Below are 24,542 nucleotides of genomic sequence, written 5' to 3'. Positions count from 1 at the left end.
CTCCAATTTTTATTTGTGCAAAATTCGAACGCCAGTCTGGGCGGCGGCTTTAGGGAAGCGGCGGGCGACATTAGCGAGTAGGGGAAGCAAACCGTGGGTATCTCTGTAATACTCAAACTGGTCGGGGAGCAGCACTTGCCTGTTTTTATCATCTAAATTGCGATATTTCAGCCAGTTATGAATATCGAATGAATCTGCTCTGGAGAGCCATCCTCCGGTACCAATGACTTTTTTCACCTGTGTTAAATCGCGCCCAATTTGTAGGTCAATATTGCCCGCACAGGTGCAGACCTGCGTTTTGGTTCCCGCATGCCGCTCTGAGGCATATCCGATACAAATTCCGGCGAGTAATTGGTCGAAGACCATTTCTTCATCACGTTGTGGTAAATAGTCGGGATGTGCGGTGATGTGTTGGAGATAGTGATGAAAAGCATCAATTTTGGGTTGTTGATGGGCAAAATAATGCTCAATCATCATCGTGCCGGTTTCGCCTGCATTTATCGCCGAAATGCGCATCCCCAGATCACCCTCAACAGTGCGCTTTATCAGTGGCTCAGGGATTCCGTGCATGACAGTGTCAGGCAGTAAGTGATTGTTATAAGAGGAATAGATATCAGTGGTTGCGCCTCCCATATCGATCAACATAAAGGTGTCCCAATCAGGCACGTGATGACGAATGTGTTGTACTAGTTCAAAGACCGAATACGGGGTGGGCAGAGGTTCTTCCCCGGTCTGCTCGACAATGGCGTCTAAACCTTTTCCCTTAACAATTTTATGCAGGAAAATGTCACAAATAGCTTTACGCGCACTATAAGGGCTGGGGCTATCAAGATTGGGCAACACGTTATCGACGATGGTTAAATCTTTATCACCGAGGATCTCCTGCACATCATCTTGCAGGTCACGATTTCCTGCATAAATAATGGCGCACTCAAGGTTTGATTGTGCTAACAATTTGGCATTTAACAAGCCGTGGCCATAATCACCACCATCAGTGCCGCCGGTAAAGAGCAGAATATCAGGCGGTGAGGCTTCTAAAGCTCGAACATCGGACTTATTCAGATTATAGGCAAAGTGCTGTGACACTTTAGCCCCGGCAGAATGCGCGGTGACTTTAGCTGACTCCAGTGTAATATTGGGCACCAATCCAATGGCGGCGACGGCCAGCCCTCCTTTCGCGGAAGAAGAGTAATCAATATTAATCTCTCCTGAAGCCAACATGGGCCGGGCATCACTAACATTCAGAATCTTATTCAATACTGAAAAGAACCCTTCCGCTAAATGGTGTGGTGTAGTTGGTGATAATGCATAATTTCTCACTCCAATATGGGAGTCATCTCCTACCTCGAACACCGCCCCTTTGGTCCAGGTGGAGCCGATATCGATAGAAACGCTGATCATTGCATGCCCTCAACTGCTTCCTCTGCTTGCAGAACATGGCTAATATCGCGTTTCATCAAAGAGCAGACTAATTCCAAATCTGTATCTGGTGAAAAAACACGGTTGAAGCCCATTCCTTTGAACTTTGCCTCAATCTCAGAAAAATCATGCTTACCAATCACCAAATTCCCGCCGACATAGAGCAAAATTTCACCTATTCCGCGTTCAATGCAGTTTTCACGCATCCCGATGCAATCTACCTCACCGTGCCCATAAATAGACGAAACGACAATGGCCTGAGCGCCGGTTTCAATGGCGGCATCAATATATTCATCTTGGCTCACCATGACCCCGAGATTAATTACGTTGAAATTGTGCACTGTAAATACTCGGTCGAGCACTTTATTACCAACAGCATGGCAATCAGCACCAATGACGCCAATAACAATTGTTGGGTTTTGCATGTTTTGCCCTCTATGTAGATTACATTCCATATATTTTATTGGGTGAGTGGAAAGTTAAGCTGAGCATTGAACTGTCCACGAGAAATTAAATTATTTTATTTTTAATGACAAAAATTCATTCTCATTATTTATGAGAGCTGATGGTGTCTCATTAGGGTTTCATTGGCTTTTAATGTGCTTCTCCGATAAGTCAAATACAATTGATTTATTATCAGAACATCTTGAAAAAATGGACTTTAAAATTTTTTATTTAATTTATTTTAAGTAAAATCAATGTATTGATTTTTATTGTGTATTTTTTGTTAATAATTAAATATAAATATTTTGCAACTTAAATAGATATTTAAATGAAAACTGTGATCTAGGTGTTGTTATTTTTTATGATAGTATTGTGATGAGTGTCATATTTTAAAATTGATTGTATTAATTTACAGTTATAAATTTCAGTTTTACAAAAAGACATAAAATTTCCACAGTAAAAATTAATTTTTTTTGAGACTTGAAGCATCTTAAAATATGTCTGCAAGCATGCCGGATAGCATTAATTGCCTGTTATAATAGAGATGGAAAATCATTTATTAACGTACTCCACCTGCCACCATTTTGACTAAATGTATCTGTGGGTAATATTGTATTAATGACCTGTGATGCAAAGTATGCAGCAGGCAGTCCAGATCATGTTGTTGAGGGTTAAATAGCAACCCAATAACGCTACCACTGTGAGCCACATTCAAACCATAAATACCACTGTGTTCGACGATATCTAACAATTGATGAAATTGTGGTTTAGGTAGCGTTGCTTCACTGGCGATGGCACTCAATGTGGTGGCCTCTCCAAGCCGATAGCAGCAGCGCCGCTCATGCGCCAGCTCAAACTGTTGCATCGCCTTTGCCAAGTTAGGGGCCTGTTTCAACAGAAATGAATGGCGATTTCTTTGATGAAATTCTGCTGTTAACAGCGTTTGCGGGCTTTCAAGCAATACAATGTCGATGTCAGGCAACCAAGAGAATGGCTGCCGGGTTTGCGCCGTCTGATGATCAAATAGGGTGAGATCTTTAAATATGGTGCTGTCGGTAGGCTCGAGTGCAACACATAATCGTGCCAGCGCCTCGTCATCCAGTGATTGGCCGAGCAATCGAGCGGTTGCAATAGCCGTTGCAGCAATATCTGCGGTGCTGCTGGCTAGACCTTTCGCGACCGGAATTGTCGATTCGAACTCAATACAGATTCCCTCAGCCAGCAATGGAGATTCAGCGAAGTGCGCTAAGACTTGCTTCAGCATTTGACGCATTCGCGGCCGCTCATTTTGCCCCGGTTTTCCGGGCATCACTGAGACTCTGCTATACCAATTTATTGGGCAAGAGATCAGTTTTTCCCCACCAAGGATCCATCCTTGCAGCAATTCACCACAAGAGGCGGGGCAGCACGCTTCAGCCATATAACGAGTCTCTCTCGGCAAAATCTTTTTGCTAATTGCACATTATATTATCGGCATCAGTGACTTATGATTGAGATCGCACTGGTGAGCAGTAAAGGCCAAAACATCACTCAGGTTGACGACACTGCCAATCACTAGCAATGCTGGCGCATGCAGCTTTTGACGGGCGATTGCATCTTTTAGCGTGCTAAGTGTTCCTTTGGCGACTTTCTGCTGTTGATGGCTGGCATACATCACTGCGGCTGCGGGGGTATCTGGCGACTTTCCGCCCTGGATTAATAATTGGCAAATCTCTTCTTGCCGGGTCATGCCCATCAGCACAATCAATGTGCCGTCTAATTGTGCCAGTATGTTCCAATTTTGTGGCTCATTGCCCTGAGACATGTGTCCGGTGACCACATGAAAGCTGGAAGCATAATTACGATGGGTTACGGGGATACCTGCATAGGCCAGCCCGCCAATAGAAGAACTGATGCCGGGAATAACTTCAAAGGGAATTTGGTCGTGCGAAAGAGCTTCTGCTTCCTCGCCGCCGCGACCAAATACATAAGGATCACCGCCTTTGAGGCGCACGACATTCTTGCCCGCTAAAGCATGGCCAATTAAGATTTTATTAATCTGTTCCTGAGGAACCGGATGGTGGTTAGCATTTTTTCCGACGTTAATAATCTGGCAATGTGGTTGCGCTTGAGAAATTAACTCTAAACTGACTAAGCGGTCATGAACAATAACTTGAGCCTCACGAATGGCAAGTAATCCTTTTACAGTGATTAATGATGCATCCCCTGGCCCCGCGCCAACTAACAATACTTTCCCTATTTTCATTAGAACAACCTTTATAGCCGATACGGCATATGATTTCTTAACGTTAATTACCTAAAATATATTAAATAAATAGCGAATAACTTAAAAACTCAGCGCCATTATCCATCAATAGATGCATGCGATACTTGACCCCGCTCCCATTATTTAATCATTTTACGGAATGAACTCTTCAGAATATATGATGTTTAATTTTTCTTTGAAATTTATTATTTCATTGTCATTAGTTATGTTTTTATTATTTATTTTTGTTTTTAACTTTAATATTAAATTTATTATTTATAATTATGAAGACTATCACAAAAACGACGGAGATCTATGTCCATATAAATAAAACTGTGTATGTTAAAAAACCAATAAAACACGATGTTAATTTCTAATATAACTATCCCGGTAAAGTCGGTAATTTAGTTAATTATTTTATGGAATAATGGGTGAGTTACAATGCGGTACAAAATTCCAAAAACAGACTTATTAGTGACATTTGAAGCAGTGGCTCAATATGAAAGCTATACGAGAGCTGCGGAGAAATTAGCATTAACACAAAGTGCCGTTTTCCGGCAGATCACAGCCCTGGAAGAATTTCTCAACGTGTCATTATTCCACCATGTCCGTAAGCGGATTTTTCTCAATGACGCCGGGCGTTATTACCTTGGTTTGGTCAGAGATACCCTAGAACAACTGGAAAAAGATACGCAAAGTATTATGTCTTACCAGTCGACACAACAGGTTCTGGAATTAGCGGTAACACCTACATTTAGTACACATTGGCTTATTCCTAATCTCAGTAGTTTCCATGAAAATCATCCGGAAATTGTGCTCAATTTAACTGCGCTCACTACGGCAGCTGATTTTTTGAACTTGAAATATGACGCAGCAATTATGCGGGAAGATTTTAGTAGCCCTTGGGCCGAAAATGAGCATCTATTTGAAGAGGAATTGGTGCCTGTTTGCAGCCGTATGCTGTGGCGCGACGACAAAAAGGTGATGCGCGCAGAACAATTGATGGAGGAATTTACATTACTTCATCAATCAACACGTTTGGATGCTTGGTATGACTGGTTTGCATTGTCAGGTGTTAATAGCCCAAAAGTTAGGATGGGGCCTCGCTTTGATCTCTTATCAATGCTGATTTCTGCTGTTCGTTCTAATCTTGGGGTCGCTTTATTACCTCGTTTTGCTATTCATAAAGACTTAGAAAATGGTGATATGGTCATTCCTTGTGATCTACCAATGAGCACTGGAAACCATTTCGTTCTGACTTATAAGGATGGGAAAAGAGGGCTGCGGAGTTTGCAAAAATTCAGTCGCTGGATTCATGAAAAATCGAAAGAAGAAGAGTTGAAAAGAACCTGGGTTGACTAAGTTTTATAATGTACTCGCCCGTAAAGTGATTACCGATAAATGCCCGTTAAGAAAATAACGAGCAGGGATGAAATTAAATATTATTAGACGGTTATTAACTAATACGCATTATGTATTGCAGATAGAACAATTGCTTTTTATTTTGTCTCATCAATAATAGTTGGGTAACGCAGCGGGTGTTCTAATTATTTTTTACCAAAACTTTCCCAATGTAATTGAGTGAAAATAATGTATAAAAATGACTTTTTTTATCAAGATATATTTCCTCTTTCTGAGGATGAAACAGAGTATTACTTATTAACAGATAAGTATGTTTCTACTATTAAAATTGAAGGTGAAGACATATTAAAAGTTGAGCCTGAAGCCCTGACATTATTGTCTCAACAAGCTTTTCATGATGCTTCATTTTTTCTGCGCCCTGCTCATCAACAGCAAGTTGCTGCTATTTTGCATGATCCCCAGGCAAGTGAAAATGATAAATATGTGGCGCTACAGTTATTGCGGAATGCGGAAATTTCAGCCAAAGGGATCCTACCTAATTGTCAGGATACCGGCACATCTACTATTGTGGCAAAAAAAGGCCAGCGAGTTTGGACTGATAGTGATGATGCACAAGCTTTATCGCGCGGCATCTATAACACCTTCCGCCACGATAATCTGCGCCATTCGCAAAATGCGGCGCTAGATATGTATACCGAAGTGAATACCGGAACTAATCTCCCCGGTCAAATTGATATTTTTGCTACCCCCGGGGCGCAATATACCTTTCTATTTGTGAATAAAGGCGGTGGTTCTGCAAATAAAGCTGCGTTATATCAGGAAACAAAGGCAGTGCTGGAACCGAAAAAACTCACAGCTTTTTTAATCGAAAAAATGAAAGGGCTAGGGACTGCTGCTTGCCCTCCTTATCATATTGCGTTTGTGGTGGGGGGAACTTCCGCAGAATTAACACTGAAGACTGCAAAGCTGGCTTCAACCAAATATTATGACAATCTGCCAACTGAAGGTAACGAATACGGTCAGGCGTTTCGTGATATAGCACTCGAACAAGAGTTACTGCTGGCATCACGTGAGTTTGGCTTAGGTGCTCAGTTCGGTGGCAAGTATTTTGCTCACGATGTACGCGTTATTCGCTTACCGCGCCACGGTGGTTCTTGCCCGATAGGCATGGCTATTTCATGTTCTTCTGACCGTAATATCAAAGCTAAAATTAACCACGAGGGAATCTGGCTCGAAAAATTGGAGCGCCATCCTGAACGTTATATTCCTAAGCATTTGCGTGTGAATAATGAAGGGACGGTAGTTAATATCGATCTAAATCAGTCGATGGATGAAATCCGTCAACAACTTTCCCGTTATCCGGTATCTACCCGAGTATCACTTAATGGCCCGCTTATTGTGGCGCGCGATATTGTGCATGCCAAATTAAAAGATAGGCTAGAGCAGGGGGAGGAATTACCGCAGTACATGAAAGATCACCCGGTCTATTATGCCGGGCCGGCGAAAAAGCCAGATGAATTTGTTTCAGGTTCGATGGGGCCAACAACCGGTGGGCGTATGGATCCATATGTGGACCTTTTTCAAGCTCATGGTGGCAGCTTGGTTATGTTGGCAAAAGGCAATCGTAGCCATCAAGTTACTGAAGCCTGTCAGAAACACCGCGGATTCTATTTGGGTAGTATTGGTGGTTCTGCGGCAATTTTGGCACAGGAATACATCAAAAGTCTGGAATGTATTGAGTATCCAGAATTAGGAATGGAAGCGGTGTGGAAAATGGAAGTTAGAAACTTCCCGGCTTTTATTCTGTTGGATGACAAAGGTAACTCTTTCTTTGACCAGATTCAGATGAAAGTGTGTGCTGGCTGCCCGCAGTAGTTTCTATACAAGGATATCACTGTGAGTGAAGAGCGCTATCAACAGCGGCAGCAACGTCTTAAAGATCACGTTGCGGCCCGTGTTGCGGATGCAACCCAAGCCGGTGGTATCATTATGGTATTTACCGGCAATGGCAAAGGGAAAACGACAGCCGCTTTTGGCACAGCCACTCGAGCTGTTGGCCATGGTATGCGGGTCGGTGCACTTCAGTTTATCAAAGGCGCTTGGGAAAATGGTGAGCGCAACCTGCTGGAATGTAATGGTGTTGAGTTTCATATTATGGCGACGGGTTTTACCTGGGATACACAAGATAAAATAGCAGATACTTTGGCGGCAAAAGAGGTGTGGCAACAGGGCTGCAGAATGTTGTCTGATCCCAGTTACGAGCTTGTGGTGCTGGATGAATTGACTTACATGGTCACTTACGGCTATTTAGCACTGGATGAGGTCATTACTGCACTGACAAATCGGCCTAATAATCAAAGTGTGATCATCACTGGGCGAGCTTGTCATCGTGCTATTATTGATATTGCAGATACCGTCAGTGAGTTAAGGCCAATTAAGCATGCGTTCGATAGTGGAATTAAGGCGCAAAAAGGTATTGATTGGTGATAGTGGCCTGAATGAGTGAATGCACATATTGATTTTGTTGTGTAACTACGAAATATCTTAATACTGGAGATAATATATATTACTTATTATCTTAGGGGTGGGGCTATTTAGATGAGCAGCAAGGCAGAGTATGTCGATATCTAAGTTGATAAGTTTAGATAAATCTCTGCATATGCTGCTTTTTGAACTCTCTAATCAAACCAGTAGGTTGGCCGAGTTAATTATCTTACTGAAGTGTCAATATTCTTTTGATAGTTAACATAACGGCATCTTCGGTATTTTTACCTGTGATGAAGTTTGCAGCAGATTTAGTTTCTTCGAACGCATTACGCATGGCAAAACTGAATGTAGATCTTTCCATCAATTCAATATCATTCAATCCATCGCCAAATACCATGGTCTCATCTTTATTAACATGCAATAAATTTTGCAGTATTTCAACTGTATGCCCTTTATGGACGCCGACATCGGCAATATCAATCCAAGCATCTTCAGAAACAACGATATAGGCCTTATCGAAGAACTCGTGTAGATGAGGTTTAAAGTCTGGGCAGCGCCCCTTTTCGTCATAAACAGATATTTTGACAAAGTCATAAGTTATTTGAGAAAAATCATCAACTCTTGTTACTTTAGCATATGATTTTTTAATTTTTCTTTCCATATCGTTAGACACAGAACTCTTAATAAATGCCCCTTCTGATGTACAAGCAATGATGATGGGCTCTTTATTTATAGCTTCTAAAGTAGAAATTATTTTCAATCCAAGTTGATTCTTAATGAGTGACTGATAAATGTATTCACCTTTATATTTTATTCTGGTAGCACTATCACCCAAAATCCAGAACTGTCCTGCATCATCGTTGAAAAGTTCTTCTACACGCTCGCATTGTTTACCCGTGCATATCGCAAAATGGACTCCTTTTTGGGCCATGATTTTTTTGACGTCCTGAAATAATTCTCGATTATAATCCCCATTCTCATCGAGAAAAGTCCCATCCAAATCAGTAATTATTAATTTTATCATTGTAGGATACTCATGTTATTAAGCTGCCAATAAAGATTACAAAAGATTATATTGTTGTCACGTAAAAAATACGTTTCTTTTTTGTAAAATGTACCATGAATAAAACAATGTGTTTTTTGTAATTTAGTTGCCATGAAATTTTGGAATACATTAATTATTTTGCTGTTGATATAGTGCTTAGCACTTTAATATCGGCTGGGTAAATACGACATTTTTACTGTTTTTTATCTCTGCATTTTTTGGTCTGGCGCGGTATTCCCGCCTGACTGACTATAGCTTGGCGCATAATATTGAGAGGTGCCCCCAATCTGGCTGGGCAATCGCTGGTATGGGGGAAACTAAATATATCGCTAAGGTAACCCCGGCCGGCCAGCGGTTAGATAGATGAACCGACCTTGTATGAGATAATCTTCCATCGCATTCCCACTTTCAACTGGTTCTTTAGCATGGGAATAACAACGATGTTCACCAATCGTCATTGGTTACCTTCACCGGCTTTCAGTATCGGCCTTATATGTTAGTGTTGTAAATACGCAATACTTTGGCGAATCTCCCTTTCAATATCAGCTTCCGACCAGGTATTCAGTTGTGATGAAAACGGTTCAAAAGCATATATTCCCTGATAGCCCAAGCGCTCAAGATTAGCGACTTGCTGTTTACTGTTCAGCTTGTCCTGTTCACTCAGCATAATACGATCTTCATCTGTCAGGGTGGATTTCAACCGTCTCTCTTCGACACCAGAAATATGCACCAGCCCAATGATATTGACGTCAATATGTGCATCGAACTCGGCCTGGGCGATATCGCTCAGGTAGTAGTGGAAAGTATCCAATACCATTTTGTATGGAGCTGCCGACTTGCGGATAATAGATTGGGCTAGCAGATGAGAACGTAATGAACTGATGTTAAAGCCTAAAGGTTCCACTAGCCCGGTCACTTGGTATTTTTTAAATAGTGGGGCTAGCAGTATTAAAGCATCCAGTGTGTCTTGTTCTTTTTGCTCAGTTGAACGTCGGTCATTGGCGTTACAGTTGGGGCATAAAATGACTCCGTGGCAGCGAATGGCTTTGGCTTGCTTGAGCATACTTTCTGCCTCTTTCAGCAGAAAAGAACCATGTTCTGGCAGATTGAAGTATTGCAATGCATTGATAGTTATAACTTCAATTTCATATTCATCGGCCAGTGTATTGAGCTGTGCTGTGCTCAACCCATCCGTGATTTGCCCGCCGGGCATATCATTGCGTAATTCAACCTTATTTAACCCACATTTCTTCACCAGGCGGAAAAAGCTTTCGATATTTAAATTAGGGGCAATTTTGCGATTAATACAGAAACGATCTTGTGTAATAGACATGGTTTTTGCTCCTGCAATAATGGGCTCATAAGATATGTTGACTTGCCTATTGGGCAATCCGAAAAGTGTGTCTGTTAAAACAATTACTTATTCCCGTAGGAAGTCGTCGATGCAACTGCTGATACCGAGTGTTTGGCTCTTTTGGCCAGCATGGCTTCTTCCATGTGCTCCAATGCCACACCTTTAGTTTCAGGTACAAAACGACAGATAAACCAATAGCTGAACAAGCAACAGAGAGCAAAAATCCACATTGGGAAGGCCCCGTGGAACTGAGATGAAAGGTAAGGTTGTTCATTCATCATCGGGAAGCTTTGTGAGACAGCAAAATTGGCTACCCACATGCAACCGACCGCAATACTCATACCTTGTGCGCGCATACGGTTGGGGAATATTTCAGAAATAAGTACCCAAGTCCCGACCCCCCATGATAGTGCGTAGAAAATCATAAAGAACAGCATGCCGAACAGTGCCAGATAGCCAGTCGATTGGTTGTAAAGGGCAAAAGAGGTAATCAGTAACCCGAGGATAGTGCCAATAGTACCAAAGCGCATCAGCGGTAAGCGCCCCATACGATCCATCAATATCGCACCTATAATGGAACCGACCAATTGCAGCACACCAAGCCAGATAGTCTGGAAAAGTGCTTCTTGCATATTACCGGTGACAACTTTTAGTACGACGGGAGCGTAATACATCATGACGTTAACGCCAGTGACTTGTTGCAGCATTGCCAGCATACAGCCGACAAAAATAATGAAACGCACTCTGTAATCACCGTAGTTCAATCGGCTTTTATGTTGTTGCCTATCTTTCGCGAGTGATACTTTTATTTCGTTCAGTACATTTTGGGCGTGCTTAGCATTGGATACCTTAGTGAGCATGGCTAATGCTTGCTCATCCCGGCCTACCATAACATTCCAACGTGGGGACTCCGGAATAAAGAACACAAAGATACAGAACATTGCACAAGGGATAACGGCGGAGCCTATCATCCAGCGCCAACCATATTCAATCAACCACAGTTCGGTGGCTTGGCTGGCTATTTTATAGTTAACGTAAAAAATCACTATCTGCCCAAATACAATGGCAAACTGCTGCATACTTAGTGCGCGCCCGCGCATATTTTTGGGTGAAACTTCAGACATATACATCGGAGAAACGGTTGACGCTAGCCCGACGGCCAAGCCGCCGATAATGCGATAAATGACAAATGCGGTAAAAGTTGTTGCCAGCGCCGCTCCAATAGCGGAGATGGTAAATAGAGCGGCAGCCAGTATCAGGGCTTTTTTACGCCCCCATCTGCCTGCAATGGGGCCGGAGATAAATGCGCCGATAATACAACCGATAACGACATTAGATACTGCCCAGCCGGTTTCCGCAGGGCTAAGATTAAAGTAGCTTTTCAGTGAATCTATCGCACCTGAGATAACTGCGGTGTCGTAGCCGAATAAAATGCCACCGAGAGCGGCAATGCCGCAGATCCGCAACACATAGCCGGTATTCCTTTTCTGTTGATATGCCATAAAAACTCCGTTTTGTGTTCTTTGTCGCCAACCTGCGGCCTTGATCTGTAGAGTTAATAACGAGGTGCAGGAGTTGGATTGAAGTAACGTGCATACTGAATGGATAAGAACATTTATTTCATTTTAATTAAATAACGAAATATTAATTTTTAGATCCAGTTCAAATATCAAGCTTAAAAAGCCTTGTTAAAATCATTTAATGTGGCAAAGAACTAAATAGTAACGTGTGTTTCTTTTCACTTTACGTGCTTATTTAAAGTTAAAACATGAGAAATTGCAGTAATGTAATAGTGTTGCGTAGCAACTCTGGAGATTTTGATAGTTGCGCGGATCTCTTGCAGGAACTTGCGATGCATCGCACAAAATAAAATTTCCAAAGAAAGTTATTTGAAACTTTTTTTTCAATAGCATAGAGTCTGCATATCGGCTGGTATTTCGCCTTTCTGGTGACTGGCCGCCTTGCGGGCTATCTTGGTTTTATCCCAAGATAACCCTTACTGATTGGGCGTATGGTCCGTTAGGTGTCTGGCATATAGCCATTTTCAATGACCCTTGCGATAGCCACTATTAAGAAGAGGGTGAAACATGAAAATCGTGAGTAACTTTATCGGTGGGAAGAGTTCTCTGAGCTCTAGCAATCAGACTGCCGATATTCATAATCCAGCTACCGGTACAGTGGAAAACCAAGTTACGCAAAGTACCGCTGAAGAAGTTCATCAGGCTATCGGTGTTGCTCATCAGGCATTTTCTCATTGGTCACAAACGACTCCTCTGCGCCGCGCTCGCATTATGTTCAACTTTAAAACATTGATTGAGCAGCATCGTGATGAACTGGCGGAGCTGATTGTCCGTGAGCACGGCAAAGTCTATTCCGATGCGCTAGGTGAAATTACTCGCGGCCTGGAAGTTGTTGAATTCGCCTGTGGTATTCCGCATCTATTGAAAGGCGAATATTCCGCAGATGTAGGTACCGGAGTTGATTGCTTCTCAATGATGCAACCTTTAGGGGTAGTTGCCGGGATAACACCATTTAACTTTCCAGCGATGGTGCCAATGTGGATGTTCCCTATAGCATTAACGTGCGGAAATACTTTTATTCTGAAACCGCCAGCTCTGGACCCTTCTGCATCGGTTCGGTTGGCAGAGTTGTTGACGGAAGCGGGCTTACCTGATGGCGTATTCAATGTTATTCACTGTTCAAATGAAAGTGCCGCACAACTCTGTACAGACCCACGAATTCAAGCAGTAAGCTTTGTCGGCTCCTCTACTGTTGCCGAGCATATTTACACCACGGCCAGTGCACACGGTAAACGCGTACAAGCCTTTGGTGCGGCGAAAAACCAAGCGATTATCATGCCTGATGCTGATTTGGACGCGACAGTTAATGCCTTGATGGGCGGGGCATTTGGGTCAGCTGGTGAACGTTGTATGGCATTGCCTATTGCTGTTGTCGTCGGGGAAAGTACGGCAGATAAGTTAATTGAGAAGTTAAAACCACTCATTACCCACTTGCGTGTTGGCCCCGGTATAAAGCAAGGCGGGGAAGAAAATGAAATGGGGCCGTTAATATCTGCAGTCCACCAGAAAAAAGTCCTTGATTACATTGATCAAGGTGTTAAAGAGGGGGCGACGTTAGTCACAGATGGTCGCGATTATAAGGTGGCTGGCTATGAACAAGGATACTATGTCGGCGGCACATTATTTGACCATGTCACCCCGGACATGAAGATTTATCGGGAAGAAATATTTGGCCCAGTATTAGGCATCGTCAGAGTTCCTGATTATCAAACGGCAATTAATACGGTGAATAGCCATGAGTTTGGCAATGGGAGCGCTATTTTCACCAGTAATGGCCACTATGCACGGCAGTTTGTACATGAAGTCCAGGCAGGGATGGTCGGTGTGAATGTACCGGTTCCAGTACCAATGGCATTTCACAGTTTTGGTGGTTGGAAACGCTCTGTATTTGGGGCATTAAATGTCCATGGTACTGATGGTGTACGTTTTTACACGCGCATGAAAACAACTACCGCCCGTTGGCCGACAGGTCAGCAGACTGTTTCAGAATACAGTATGCCAACACTGGGCTAATGCTGCCTGAGGGTGTTTGTGAGAATAATTCGATGTTGTTAACAGGAGAGTCACCATGTCTTCACTGCTTGCCAAATGTCAGCTACCAGATGCGGATGGGCGTATTCAGCATATTTCACCGGAAAATGCAGAATGGCGTTTTGTTGGGTTTGATGTTTACCACCTCATGGCTGGAAAGACGTTGGCTCTGGACAGTGCAGATAATGAACTCTGTCTTGTATTAGTCGCAGGAGTGGCCTCAGTATCTACCCGGCGTGCTGAATATCCGCACATTGGCAAACGTATGAGCCCTTTCGAGCGAACCCCCCCTTATGCTGTTTATGTTCCACATCACGATTATGTGAAAGTTGTGGCAGAGACCGATTTGGAATTAGCTGTCTGCCGTGCCCCTGGTCATGGCCATTTACCTTCCCGCCTGATTACACCGGCAGATGTGGGAGTGGAGCAGCGGGGTAAAGGGCGTAACCAGCGGCTAGTACATAATATTTTGCCTGACAATCAGCCCGCAGACAGTTTGCTGGTGGTTGAAGTTTATACCGATGAGGGGAATACCAGTTCTTACCCAAGTCATAAACATGACCAGGAAAATGCAACAGATGAAACTTATCTGGAAGAAACCTACTATCACCGCCTCAATCCAGAGCAAGGTTTTTGCATGCAGCGGGTGTATACCGACGATCGTTCACTGGATGAATGTATGGCGGTCTATAACCGCGATGTGGTGAAAGTGCCAAGGGGATACCACCCAGTGGCAACATTGGCGGGCTACGACAACTATTATTTGAATGTTATGGCAGGGCCAGTACGGTTATGGAAATTCACTTGGGAAAAAGATCACGCTTGGATCAACAGTGATCAATATCCGCTAGAAAAAAACTGAGTCGTTTTTTTAAAGAATAAATTGAATGGGTAGGTGGGATGCTACCCATTTTATTGGCTCCGGAAGATTGAGTCTGGCTGTATCGAACCTGGTTATCTTGCCCGATGGTTTACTCTTTTGCGTTATTGAGCGCCAACGAAACTGCCAAAGTTTGCGCTAGGCACATAGAAGCAACTTGGGAGCGGAATCCGTCAACTTGTGCTTCTCTCACCACAAAACAAACATCGCTGAAAGCCGCTAATGGGCTGACTTGACTATCAGTAATGGCTATTTGCTGGGCACCACTTTTCGCACCCAACTCAACCAGTTCTAATGCTTCTTGTGCATAAGGTGAGTAACTGATGGCAATAACCACGTCTTTGGGTTTTACCATGCTCAGTTGTTCAGCGAACATTCCACCCAGCCCATCAATCAGAAAGGCTCTGCGCTCTAAATGACGTAATGCATAAGTCAGATAAGAAGCCACACTGAAAGAGCGCCGCAGACCAATAACATAAATATTTTCAGCGTTATTCAACAGCTCAACAGCTTTATCCAACTGATCTGCACTGGTTTGTACTGCCAGTTGTTGCAGAGCTTGCGCATTCACCATTGTGAATACATTCAATATTTCTGCCGGTTTCTCTGGCGCAGTATTACCATCAGTTGAGGTTTGGCGGAACAATCGCGCCCGTTCAGTATAGTTAACGGTTTCCTCCATCAAGTGCTGACGAAATACCTGTTTCATTTCGTTAAACCCACTGAAACCAAAGGCATTTGCAAACCGAATTAATGTTGATGGTGGCACGCTAGCTTGAGCCGCAATGGAGGCAACTGTATCAAATGCAATGCTATTACTGTTATCCAATATATAACGGGCAACTTGTTTTAAGCGTTTGCTTAACGTCTCATAACGATGACGAATCTGGTCTTGTAACAATGATAATTGAGTCGGGTTATTCATCCATTCGGCCCACGGCAGAGGAAAATTCAAGGGTTATTCCCTCGGTACTTGATGTTGCAGAGTGGTTCGCTACATATACTCGCCTGAATCACTTATTGGTGTAAGTTAGCCGGGGTTTTCCCGCTTTACTTAGTTGCAACTGCAAGTTCTTTGGGTATATCTGTCAGGCATTCTAACAGATGGTTGGAAAATTTCATTTATTGATATTTGTCTTTGCTTTTATTTCATTGCGAATTCAAATCATTCACAAAACCATAATAAAGGAAATGGTTGTAAGCAAAAGATATTACTTTATCAAGTTTGATAAAAATCAGGATTTTTTCCAACTAATAAGGAAGAAACAATGCAGATAACAGCATAATGGCGCTGACGATTTTCTACGACAGCGCCAGTAAAGCGATGTTTAACTCAAGCCACCGGGCGATAATCTCGCCAATATCCTATGAGTGTTTGATAATTTTGTTTCACTTGTTTAATCAATTGCGCATCATTTAACTCACCTTGCAGCCAATGCCGTGCTGCTTGGCCAAAGATTGTGCGGCCGACAGCAAAACCTTTAACCCATGGTGCTTTGGCAGCCGCCGCAAAACCGGCTTTTAATATAGCTTCTGGGGAATCTAATCCAAGAATTAATACGCCTCTGCAATAGGGGTCTTGAGTTTCAATCAGTTTACCCACCTGCTGCCAGTTTTCTGCACTCAGAGGGGGCAGTTTCCACCAATCAGGCTGAATACCTAGCCCATAAAAATGAGCCATAGTTTCAATGTAATACCGCTCATCTTTATCTTTATTATCTTCAGGTAAAATGACTTCCAACAGTAATTCATGCCCTGATTTACAGCATCCACGATAAACATCAAGAATCAGTTCATCTTGTTGCTGGCGTAGCTCCGCACTGTCTTTAGGGTGATAAAAAACTAAACATTTCACAACATGTTCCAGCGGCCAATCAATGAGTTGGGAACCGATGTTGCCATGCTCAAGGCGCAACGGTCTTGAACTGGGCAACTCAATTGGGCGGCCTATCCACCACCCCTGTCCAGTAATGGTATTGAGTGCTTCCTGCCCGTAAGTCGTATCTGCCAGAATGCCACTCTTATGCTCCAGCCCAGACTCTTGAGCAGCTTGTTGTGCTGCCTGTAACAATAATGTTTTGAGTTCAGGGATGCGGTCTTCACTCACCCCTGCCTCACGCGCCATGTCGGCCAACTGCTTGCGGTGGTCAAAAGCAAAGACACAAAGTTCCGGCCACTGCTGTTTACGGGTTGTCACCCGATGTAAATGATTAAGGTGATCATCACTATCAGGGCGTGGTACGGAATGCTCGCGGCTGAGGTAATTGTCTAATTCTATCTTGGTTGGCATCGCAGGCGCGCAGCCATGACGTGAAACAACCAGTGCTCCACAGGCATTGGCATAGCGGCAAGCTTGTTCCCAGCTTTCATCATTAAGATAACCGCGTAACAAGCCAGACATGAAGGCATCGCCGGCCCCGAGCACATTGAGAACTTCAACGCGCACGCCAGAGTGAAGTTTGACGAATTCCCAACTGATGGGAATTTCTCCTTCGAACACTGAACAGCCCTGTGCTCCGCGCTTACAGACCAGTGTCGCTGATGTCGCTTTACGTACATTTTGTAGTGCTATCAGGGTATCCGTACTGCCTCCGGCAATATGAAATTCTTCTTCGGTGCCGACAATTAAATTGAAATGGTGTAGGACTTCTTGCAATTGTTGCGTCACTTTTTCCGATTCAATAAAACGTGTTTCACCGTCACCCAGTGAAGTTAGCCCCCATAATACCGGGCGATAATCAATATCCAGAGCTGTTCGTAGCCCATTCTTATGCGCATAATCTAATGCTTTCAATACAGCAGCGCGTGTATTGGGATGCGAAAGATGTGTTCCCGTGATAGCAAGTGCTCGTGATGAAGCAATATAAGACTCGTCAATATCATCTGGTGTTAGCGCCATATCAGCGCAGTTTTCACGGTAAAAAATCAGTGGGAAAGTTTCTTTATCTTTAATACCCAGAATAACTAAAGCGGTTAAGCGTTGCTTATCAGTAATAAGAAAACGGGTATCAGCCCCAACACGTTGTAATTCCTCGCGTAGAAATCGGCCCATATGTTCATCACCGACACGTGCCAACATACCTGACTTCAAGCCTTGAATTGCCGTACCATAGGCAACATTACCTGATGACCCCCCCAAGTATTTGGCAAATGTACTGGTATCTTCCAGCCGGGAACCAATCTGTTGCCCATAAAAATCGACGGCGATTCGCCCGATACATATGACATCCAGCACTTTGTGTTGTGTACCCATCCCCATTTCCTTCTGTATTAAATCAAACCCCGACAATGACCGATGAAATGAACCTGTGTGAACGTTTCTTAAATCAGTATGAGGAATAAAAATTTCAAGTTCAAGGTTAAATGAAATTTATTCCCCGGTTATGTGACAAGGCTAAAAGCCTTATATAACGGCTGTAAATAGGGTTTAACTCAAAGAATAGTGCAAGTTATTGCTGATTCTCTTTGGGAAAATAAAAGGTATTAAATATTTTAATAAGTTAATAATATCAATTAATTAATTATATATTTTGTGAGGCGAAATGATGCCATTTCTAATGTGTAAACTAAGGTTGAGCAGTTTCAGTGTTTACCTGATTATTTGATCTTCATCGCATAATGAAATATTTTTTCTGTAATGTCATTTTATGAAAAAAATATTTGTTTATAATCCCTGCTATGTTTCACCTCGGTGTTGTCAACATAGAGGAAGCTATCAGTATCGGCTTCTTCTCTCCGGCAAACGTCTCCTCAGGGGCTGACAATATCTCGGCCGCCATGGTATCGCGCAAACAGAGCAAAGGATGGATAAATGAATAAGATTCGGCTAACCACAGCACAGGCATTAGTCCGATTTTTGGACAATCAATACCTGCAAGTTGATGGCCAGGAAATCAAATTTATCAAAGGGATTTTTGCTATCTTTGGCCATGGTAATGTACTGGGGATGGGGCAGGCACTAGAGCAAAACTGTGGCGAGTTAGTGGTTCATCAAGGGCGAAATGAACAAGGAATGGCGCATGCTGCGATCGGTTTTGCAAAACAGAAATTACGCCAGCAAATTTATGCTTGTACATCATCTGTTGGGCCCGGAAGTGCCAATATGGTTACTGCTGCTGCGACTGCGACAGCTAATCGGATCCCATTGTTATTGCTTCCAGGTGATGTGTTTGCGTCGCGTCAACCTGACCCCGTACTACAGCAGATTGAGCAATCACATGACTTGAGCATCAGCACCAATGATGTTTTTAAGCCCGTCAGTAAATATTGGGATCGCATTACACGGCCAGAACAGTTGATGAGCGCGTGTATTAATGCCATGCGAGTCCTAACTGACCCAGCGGAAACCGGGGCAGTAACACTTTGTTTGCCACAGGATGTTCAGGCGGAAGCTTATGATTATCCTGATTATTTTTTCCAGAAGCGCATTCATCGTTTTGACCGGCGGCCTGCCAGCACGGCTATGTTGGCTGATGCTATTGCTTTACTGACCTCAAAACGTAAACCGATTTTGGTATGTGGCGGGGGAGTGAAATATTCACAAGCCGGTCAAGCATTGCAACGATTTGCGGAATGTTTTGGTTTGCCATGGGTAGAAACACAAGCCGGTAAAGGCACAATCAGCTCCGAACATGAACTAAATCTTGGTGGCATTGGTGAAACGGGCTGTCTTGCGGCTAACACATTGGCTAAAAAAGCTGATCTCGTGATTGGTATTGGCACTCGCTATACCGACTTTACGACCTCATCTAAGTGGTTGTTCCAGAATCCGGATGTTTCATTCCTCAATATTAACGTAAGCGCGTTCGATGCCGGAAAATTGGATGGTTTGCAACTACTGGCTGATGCGCGAGAAGCATTGTCAGCATTGCATCAGCAACTCGGTAATACTGATTATCAGGCGAGCTGGGGGGGCGAAATTGCGCAGGTGCGTGCTGAACAATTAGCGGAGACGAAGCGGGTCTATCAGGTGGAATACAGCGCTGATGATTTCACTCCTGAAATCAGTGACCATTTAGATCGTGAGCAGGTATTTGCCGAGTTTATCAATAAAACCGGCTCGTCTCTGACACAAAGTCAGGTTCTCGGGATACTCAATAATCAATTACCACAAGATGCAATCATTGTTGCCGCTGCTGGCAGCTTACCCGGTGATTTGCAGCGGGTGTGGCGCACGAAAGGAATCAATGGATATCACGTCGAGTATGGTTACTCCTGTATGGGCTACGAAGTCAGTGCTGCATTGGGCGTAAAGCTGGCAGAGCCGGATCGCGAAGTTTATTCGTTAGTCGGTGATGGTGCTTTCATGATGCTGCATTCTGAGTTGGTCACATCCATTCAAGAACGCTGCAAAATTAATGTGATGTTGTTCGATAACATGACAAACGGCTGTATCAATAATCTCCAGATGGAACATGGAATGGACAGCTATGCCACGGAATTCCGTTTCCGTAATCAGGCAACCGGCCAATTAGATGGTGATTTTGTTCCTGTCGATTTTGCCATGCTGGCTGCTGCCTATGGTTGTAAGACATACCGTGTTTCCACTGAGCAGCAACTGATTGATGCATTGGCTGATGCGCGTTTGCAGACGGTTTCAACCTTGATAGACATAAAAGTTCTGCCAAAGACCATGGTGCATAAGTATCTGAGTTGGTGGCGAGTCGGGGTTGCTCAGGTCTCTGAGAGTGGGAGGACGGACGCAATAGTGCGGGTGTTAGAGCAAAATATCGCTAAAGCTCGTGATTATTAGCACTTGCGCTGGCCCACAGGGTGAACACACCTACAGCTTAAAAGAGGGTGGGAGCGCTTGGCTTGGCGGTGAAGTCGTACAACTAGCAGGTATCACCTGCAAACCGAAACTTCATGAGGGAAATGCTATGTCGTTAAATATTGGTGTGATTGGAACGGGTGCTATTGGTCAGGATCATATTCGCCGTTGTAGCAAGGTATTGCAGGGTGGTCGTGTAGTCGCAGTGACTGATATTAATCGTGAGCATGCCACTAAGGTTATTCGTGACTTGGGCATCGAAGCGAATATATATGCTGATGGCTATGACGTGATTAATGCAAAAGAAGTGGATGCGGTGTTAGTGACCTCTTGGGGGCCAAGTCACGAAGAGTTCGTGTTGGCCGCTGTGGCTGCGGGTAAGTACGTATTTTGTGAAAAACCTTTGGCGGTGACCGCTGAAGGATGTAAGCGGATTGTAGAAGCGGAAGCTGCACAAGGTAAACGCTTGGTTCAAGTTGGTTTTATGCGACCTTATGATCAAGGTTATCGCGCACTTAAAGAAGTGATAACCAGTGGCAAGATTGGTGAGCCATTAATGTTACATTGCGCTCACCGTAACCCGCGAGTTGGTGAGAATTACACCACGAACATGGCTATCACTGACACATTAATTCATGAAATTGATGTACTGCGCTGGCTGCTAGATGATGATTATATCTCTGTTCAGGTTGTTTTCCCGCGTAAAGCCAAGTATGCCAAAGCACATCTGAAAGACCCGCAAGTCGTACTGTTTGAAACGGCTAAAGGGACACGCATTGATGTTGAGATTTTTGTGAACTGCCAGTATGGCTATGATATTCAATGCGAAGTTGTGGGCGATAACGGCATTGCAAAATTACCTGAACCCTCCTCAGTATTGCTGCGTAGTGAAGCGCGCTTATCACATGAAATTCTCACCGACTGGAAAGATCGTTTTATTGATGCCTACGATGTCGAGTTACAAGCTTTTATCAATGATGTATTAGCGGAAAAACTCACTGGGCCTTCTGCTTGGGATGGCTTTGCGGCCGCAGTTACTGCAGATGCTTGTATTGCTGCGCAGGATAATGGCGAGATTGTCCCAATAAGCTTGCCGCCACGGCCCGCTTTTTATAATAAATAAAATCCTATAGCCTTCTGAGTATTAGGCACTATTTAAAACTTCAATAAAGACTATTTTTTGTATTACAAGAGCGGGCAATTAATTACCTTTTAATTGTATTCATCTGTATAAATTAGATGTATCGCAGAGGGTTATTATGAATAAAGATCGTGTGAAGTTGGCAATCGCTCCTATTGGTTGGACGAATGACGATATGCCGGATTTAGGCAAAGAAAATACTTTCCAACAATGTATCAGTGAAATGGCACTGGCTGGGTTTACCGGTAGTGAAGTTGGCAGTAAATATCCACGAGATCCTAACGTATTGAAACCTATGCTTGAAGTTCGTGGTATACAGATTTGCAATGCATGGTTCAGTACCTTCTTTGCTGATGATCAACACGCTAAAACGATTGATGAATTTATTAATCACATGAATTTTCTCCATGCCATGGGAGCAAAAGTGATTGGTTGTTCAGAACAAAGTAAAAGTATTCAGGGAACTACAAAAGCCGTATTTGACGAGAAACCTTACTTTACTGATATTGAATGGCAACGCGTCGCGGATGGGTATAACGAGTTAGCTAAAATTGCTGCAACGAAAGGGATGCAGGTGTGTTTACATCACCATATGGGAACCGGTATTCAAACCAGTGAAGAAATAGACCGTTATATGAGTATGGTTAACGATGATGTATATCTGCTATTTGATACCGGTCATGCCTATTATTCCGAGGGTAGCCAAGAGGCAATGTTAGCTATTTTAGAAAAATACTTACCGCGTATTAATCATGTTCATCTTAAAGATGTTCGTGATGAGATAGTTGCGGAAGTTAAAGCAAAAAAACTCAGTTTCCTTGATGGTGTGAAAAAAGGCACTTTCACAGTACCTAGCGATGGTGTCATTGATTTTCGCCCAGTATTTAACTTGCTAGACAAAAAAGGCTATCAGGGATGGATGGTGGTAGAGGCAGAGCAAGACCCAGCGCTTGCTAATCCATTTGAGTATGCGGTGAAAGCCCGCCGTTATATCAAAGAAACAGCGGGTATTTAGTGGCAGTCATTGCCCTTTAAATTGCGAATATATTGAAATTACAAATGTATTGGTGCTCTTGCATGCTATCTACTGGCAAACAGTTGCCGCAGGGGATAGGGCATAAACCCTACCCCTGGTAGTTATTCTGATATTTTAATCCGGCCCATATGATGGGCATCAACAAACTTGCCATCACGGAAAGCATAGCGTGGGCTGGTACCTTCAATGTCAAACCCAAATTTACGGTATAAGGCGATTGCTGCCTGATTATCGACAAACACTGTTAATTCAATACGTTGTATATTCAGCCAGTTATCGCATAAGTCAATCATGGCTGCCATCAATGCACTGCCTACCCCTTTCCTGTAAAAACTAGCATCAACAGCAATGCCAAAAGTAGCAACATGACGGCGGCGTGCCCGCTGGTTTGCTTCAACAGTAAGTTGACCAACAATATTCTCATCAATACATGCCACCAAATTATGCATCCCCGGTGGTATATCTTTGATTTTTTTTGCCCACATGTCTAAAGATGGCAGAGGAAGCTGTAATGTGTCGCGATAAACCAGTGGATGAGCAAATAGCTGCTGCAAGGCCGGATAATCGGTGGGTTCCACATGGCGTATCTGCACATTTTTCATCAATATACCCCTACTCTTACTGTTTGAATTAACTAATAAAATAGTGTTTTATTTACCTGAGTCAAGAATATTGTCAGTGGCTAAAAAAAACACTTTACAAGTGAGAGTGATAATGATTATCATTGTCGTGCTTTCAGATGAGGCCATCAAAGTAGGTGTTCACATGAAGAAGGCACGACATTGCTCACATTGCTTCCAGTGTTTACTTAGCCAGCCGGGTGCTGGCTTTTTTTTTGCCTATTCTCATCATCCACTTTCGTTGACTTTCGGTTTAACACACTCATACATCCAGAGATTGATATTTTCCCGTTCTCTAATTATTTCAAATTCAAATGATTTGTCTTTTAACTTGTTAATCAGTCGAATTTTTTGAACAGAGGAGTGAGTTTTTTGCGCTTTCATATTCTCCAGCACTATCTAGACTAAAGAAAACGTTGAGGAGAGTTGAACATGATTTATTTACGCAAAGCAGAAGAACGCGGCCATGCTAATCACGGTTGGCTGGACAGCTGGCATACCTTCTCATTTGCCGATTATTATGATCCAGAATTTATGGGTTTTTCAGCATTACGTGTGATTAATGAAGATGTTATCGATGCCGGCCAGGGTTTTGGTACCCACCCACATAAGGATATGGAAATTCTAACTTATGTGTTGTCCGGCACTGTTGAACACCAAGATAGCATGGGCAACAAAGAACAAATCCATGCGGGTGAATTCCAGATAATGAGTGCCGGCACCGGTATCCGCCATTCAGAATATAATGGCCGTGACGACCAACCGCTGCATTTATATCAGATTTGGATTATCCCGAATAAGGCTGGCTTAGAGCCGCGTTACGAGCAACGGATGTTTGATATCCCGCAAGGGCGGCAGCTTGTGTTATCACCGGATGCCCGTGATGGCTCGCTGAAAGTGTTCCAAGACATGACGTTATGGCGCTGGGCATTGAAACGCGATGAGCAGTCAATTTATCAGCCTCAGGCGGAGCGCCGTATCTGGATACAAGTTGTGCGCGGTAATGTGTCTATCAATGGTCACCGGGCCGGAACTAGTGATGCATTTGCTATTTGGGATGAAGCGGCACTTTCTATTCATGCCGATGAAGATAGTGAAATATTGTTGTTTGATTTACCGCCAGTCTAA

The 24,542-nt window shown here is 43.4% G+C and carries 19 protein-coding genes; 9 read left to right on the top strand and 10 right to left on the bottom strand.

All coding sequences use genetic code 11. The features are described 5' to 3' along the window. Positions 1-9: 9 nt before the first annotated feature. The 4 genes from glmL to cobA form a co-directional block, all read right to left on the bottom strand. The gene (gene glmL / locus D5F51_RS21200; protein WP_129198915.1) at positions 10-1,401 is read right to left on the bottom strand and encodes a methylaspartate mutase accessory protein GlmL; all 1,392 of its coding nucleotides are present in this window, start codon (positions 1,399-1,401) and stop codon (positions 10-12) included. Then, a complete protein-coding gene (gene glmS / locus D5F51_RS21195; RefSeq protein WP_025376561.1) occupies positions 1,398-1,844 on the bottom strand; it encodes a methylaspartate mutase subunit S in 447 nt (148 codons plus the stop codon). Before glmS ends, glmL begins: the two co-directional genes overlap by 4 nt. 578 nt (positions 1,845-2,422) lie before the next feature. Beyond that, a complete protein-coding gene (locus D5F51_RS21190) occupies positions 2,423-3,283 on the bottom strand; it encodes a GHMP family kinase ATP-binding protein (protein WP_129198913.1) in 861 nt (286 codons plus the stop codon). Between the two features lie 42 nt (positions 3,284-3,325). Further along, a complete protein-coding gene (cobA, locus tag D5F51_RS21185; RefSeq protein ID WP_129198911.1) occupies positions 3,326-4,108 on the bottom strand; it encodes a uroporphyrinogen-III C-methyltransferase in 783 nt (260 codons plus the stop codon). 441 nt (positions 4,109-4,549) lie between these two features. On the opposite strand from cobA, the gene D5F51_RS21180 reads away from it, so the two are divergent. The 3 genes from D5F51_RS21180 to cobO all read left to right on the top strand — a co-directional run bounded on the left by D5F51_RS21180 (position 4,550) and on the right by cobO (position 7,957). Next, positions 4,550-5,470 (top strand): LysR substrate-binding domain-containing protein, encoded by a 921-nt coding sequence (locus D5F51_RS21180; RefSeq protein WP_025376563.1) that lies wholly within the window; start codon positions 4,550-4,552, stop codon positions 5,468-5,470. Positions 5,471-5,698: 228 nt separating this feature from the next. After that, on the top strand, positions 5,699-7,345 hold the full coding sequence (locus D5F51_RS21175; RefSeq protein ID WP_129198909.1) for a fumarate hydratase: 1,647 nt from the start codon (positions 5,699-5,701) through the stop codon (positions 7,343-7,345). 21 nt (positions 7,346-7,366) lie between these two features. Continuing rightward, the gene (gene cobO, locus D5F51_RS21170; protein WP_025376565.1) at positions 7,367-7,957 is read left to right on the top strand and encodes a cob(I)yrinic acid a,c-diamide adenosyltransferase; all 591 of its coding nucleotides are present in this window, start codon (positions 7,367-7,369) and stop codon (positions 7,955-7,957) included. Positions 7,958-8,183: 226 nt separating this feature from the next. On the opposite strand, the gene D5F51_RS21165 is transcribed toward cobO, so the two are convergent. The 3 genes from D5F51_RS21165 to D5F51_RS21155 form a co-directional block, all read right to left on the bottom strand. Beyond that, complete coding sequence (locus D5F51_RS21165; RefSeq protein WP_129198907.1) at positions 8,184-8,981, bottom strand: Cof-type HAD-IIB family hydrolase; 798 nt, start codon at positions 8,979-8,981, stop codon at positions 8,184-8,186. 517 nt (positions 8,982-9,498) lie between these two features. Beyond that, complete coding sequence (locus D5F51_RS21160) at positions 9,499-10,335, bottom strand: TIM barrel protein (RefSeq protein ID WP_129198905.1); 837 nt, start codon at positions 10,333-10,335, stop codon at positions 9,499-9,501. Positions 10,336-10,418: 83 nt separating this feature from the next. Further along, complete coding sequence (locus D5F51_RS21155; RefSeq protein ID WP_129198903.1) at positions 10,419-11,858, bottom strand: sugar porter family MFS transporter; 1,440 nt, start codon at positions 11,856-11,858, stop codon at positions 10,419-10,421. A 585-nt stretch (positions 11,859-12,443) separates the two neighbouring features. On the opposite strand from D5F51_RS21155, the gene D5F51_RS21150 reads away from it, so the two are divergent. Both D5F51_RS21150 and iolB read left to right on the top strand, forming a co-directional pair. Then, the gene (locus D5F51_RS21150; protein WP_129198901.1) at positions 12,444-13,949 is read left to right on the top strand and encodes a CoA-acylating methylmalonate-semialdehyde dehydrogenase; all 1,506 of its coding nucleotides are present in this window, start codon (positions 12,444-12,446) and stop codon (positions 13,947-13,949) included. A gap of 55 nt (positions 13,950-14,004) precedes the next feature. Further along, a complete protein-coding gene (iolB, locus tag D5F51_RS21145) occupies positions 14,005-14,829 on the top strand; it encodes a 5-deoxy-glucuronate isomerase (RefSeq protein ID WP_129198899.1) in 825 nt (274 codons plus the stop codon). 109 nt (positions 14,830-14,938) lie between these two features. On the opposite strand, the gene D5F51_RS21140 is transcribed toward iolB, so the two are convergent. Beyond that, complete coding sequence (locus D5F51_RS21140) at positions 14,939-15,772, bottom strand: MurR/RpiR family transcriptional regulator (RefSeq protein ID WP_025376569.1); 834 nt, start codon at positions 15,770-15,772, stop codon at positions 14,939-14,941. Between the two features lie 408 nt (positions 15,773-16,180). Further along, positions 16,181-18,100 (bottom strand): bifunctional 5-dehydro-2-deoxygluconokinase/5-dehydro-2-deoxyphosphogluconate aldolase, encoded by a 1,920-nt coding sequence (locus tag D5F51_RS21135; RefSeq protein WP_162301809.1) that lies wholly within the window; start codon positions 18,098-18,100, stop codon positions 16,181-16,183. A 558-nt stretch (positions 18,101-18,658) separates the two neighbouring features. Between D5F51_RS21135 and iolD the strand changes: the two genes are divergently transcribed. The 3 genes from iolD (at position 18,659) to iolE (ending at position 22,773) form a co-directional block, all read left to right on the top strand. Further along, a complete protein-coding gene (gene iolD, locus D5F51_RS21130; RefSeq protein WP_129198897.1) occupies positions 18,659-20,599 on the top strand; it encodes a 3D-(3,5/4)-trihydroxycyclohexane-1,2-dione acylhydrolase (decyclizing) in 1,941 nt (646 codons plus the stop codon). A 127-nt stretch (positions 20,600-20,726) separates the two neighbouring features. Further along, entirely contained in the window at positions 20,727-21,740 is a 1,014-nt protein-coding gene (iolG, locus tag D5F51_RS21125; protein ID WP_129198894.1) for a bifunctional inositol 2-dehydrogenase/D-chiro-inositol 1-dehydrogenase, read from the top strand. Positions 21,741-21,876: 136 nt separating this feature from the next. Next, complete coding sequence (gene iolE, locus D5F51_RS21120) at positions 21,877-22,773, top strand: myo-inosose-2 dehydratase (protein ID WP_129198892.1); 897 nt, start codon at positions 21,877-21,879, stop codon at positions 22,771-22,773. A 122-nt stretch (positions 22,774-22,895) separates the two neighbouring features. Here iolE and D5F51_RS21115 read toward each other — a convergent pair whose 3' ends face one another. Further along, complete coding sequence (locus D5F51_RS21115; protein ID WP_129198890.1) at positions 22,896-23,396, bottom strand: GNAT family N-acetyltransferase; 501 nt, start codon at positions 23,394-23,396, stop codon at positions 22,896-22,898. Positions 23,397-23,846: 450 nt separating this feature from the next. Here D5F51_RS21115 and D5F51_RS21105 point away from each other — a divergent pair, with 450 nt between their 5' ends. After that, positions 23,847-24,542 carry a pirin family protein gene (locus D5F51_RS21105; protein WP_025376573.1) on the top strand — a complete coding sequence of 232 codons (696 nt, stop codon included), beginning with the start codon at positions 23,847-23,849 and terminating at the stop codon, positions 24,540-24,542.

This window comes from Yersinia hibernica (assembly GCF_004124235.1).
Lineage (GTDB): Bacteria > Pseudomonadota > Gammaproteobacteria > Enterobacterales > Enterobacteriaceae > Yersinia > Yersinia hibernica.
This window is presented reverse-complemented; position numbering and strand designations above follow the sequence as displayed.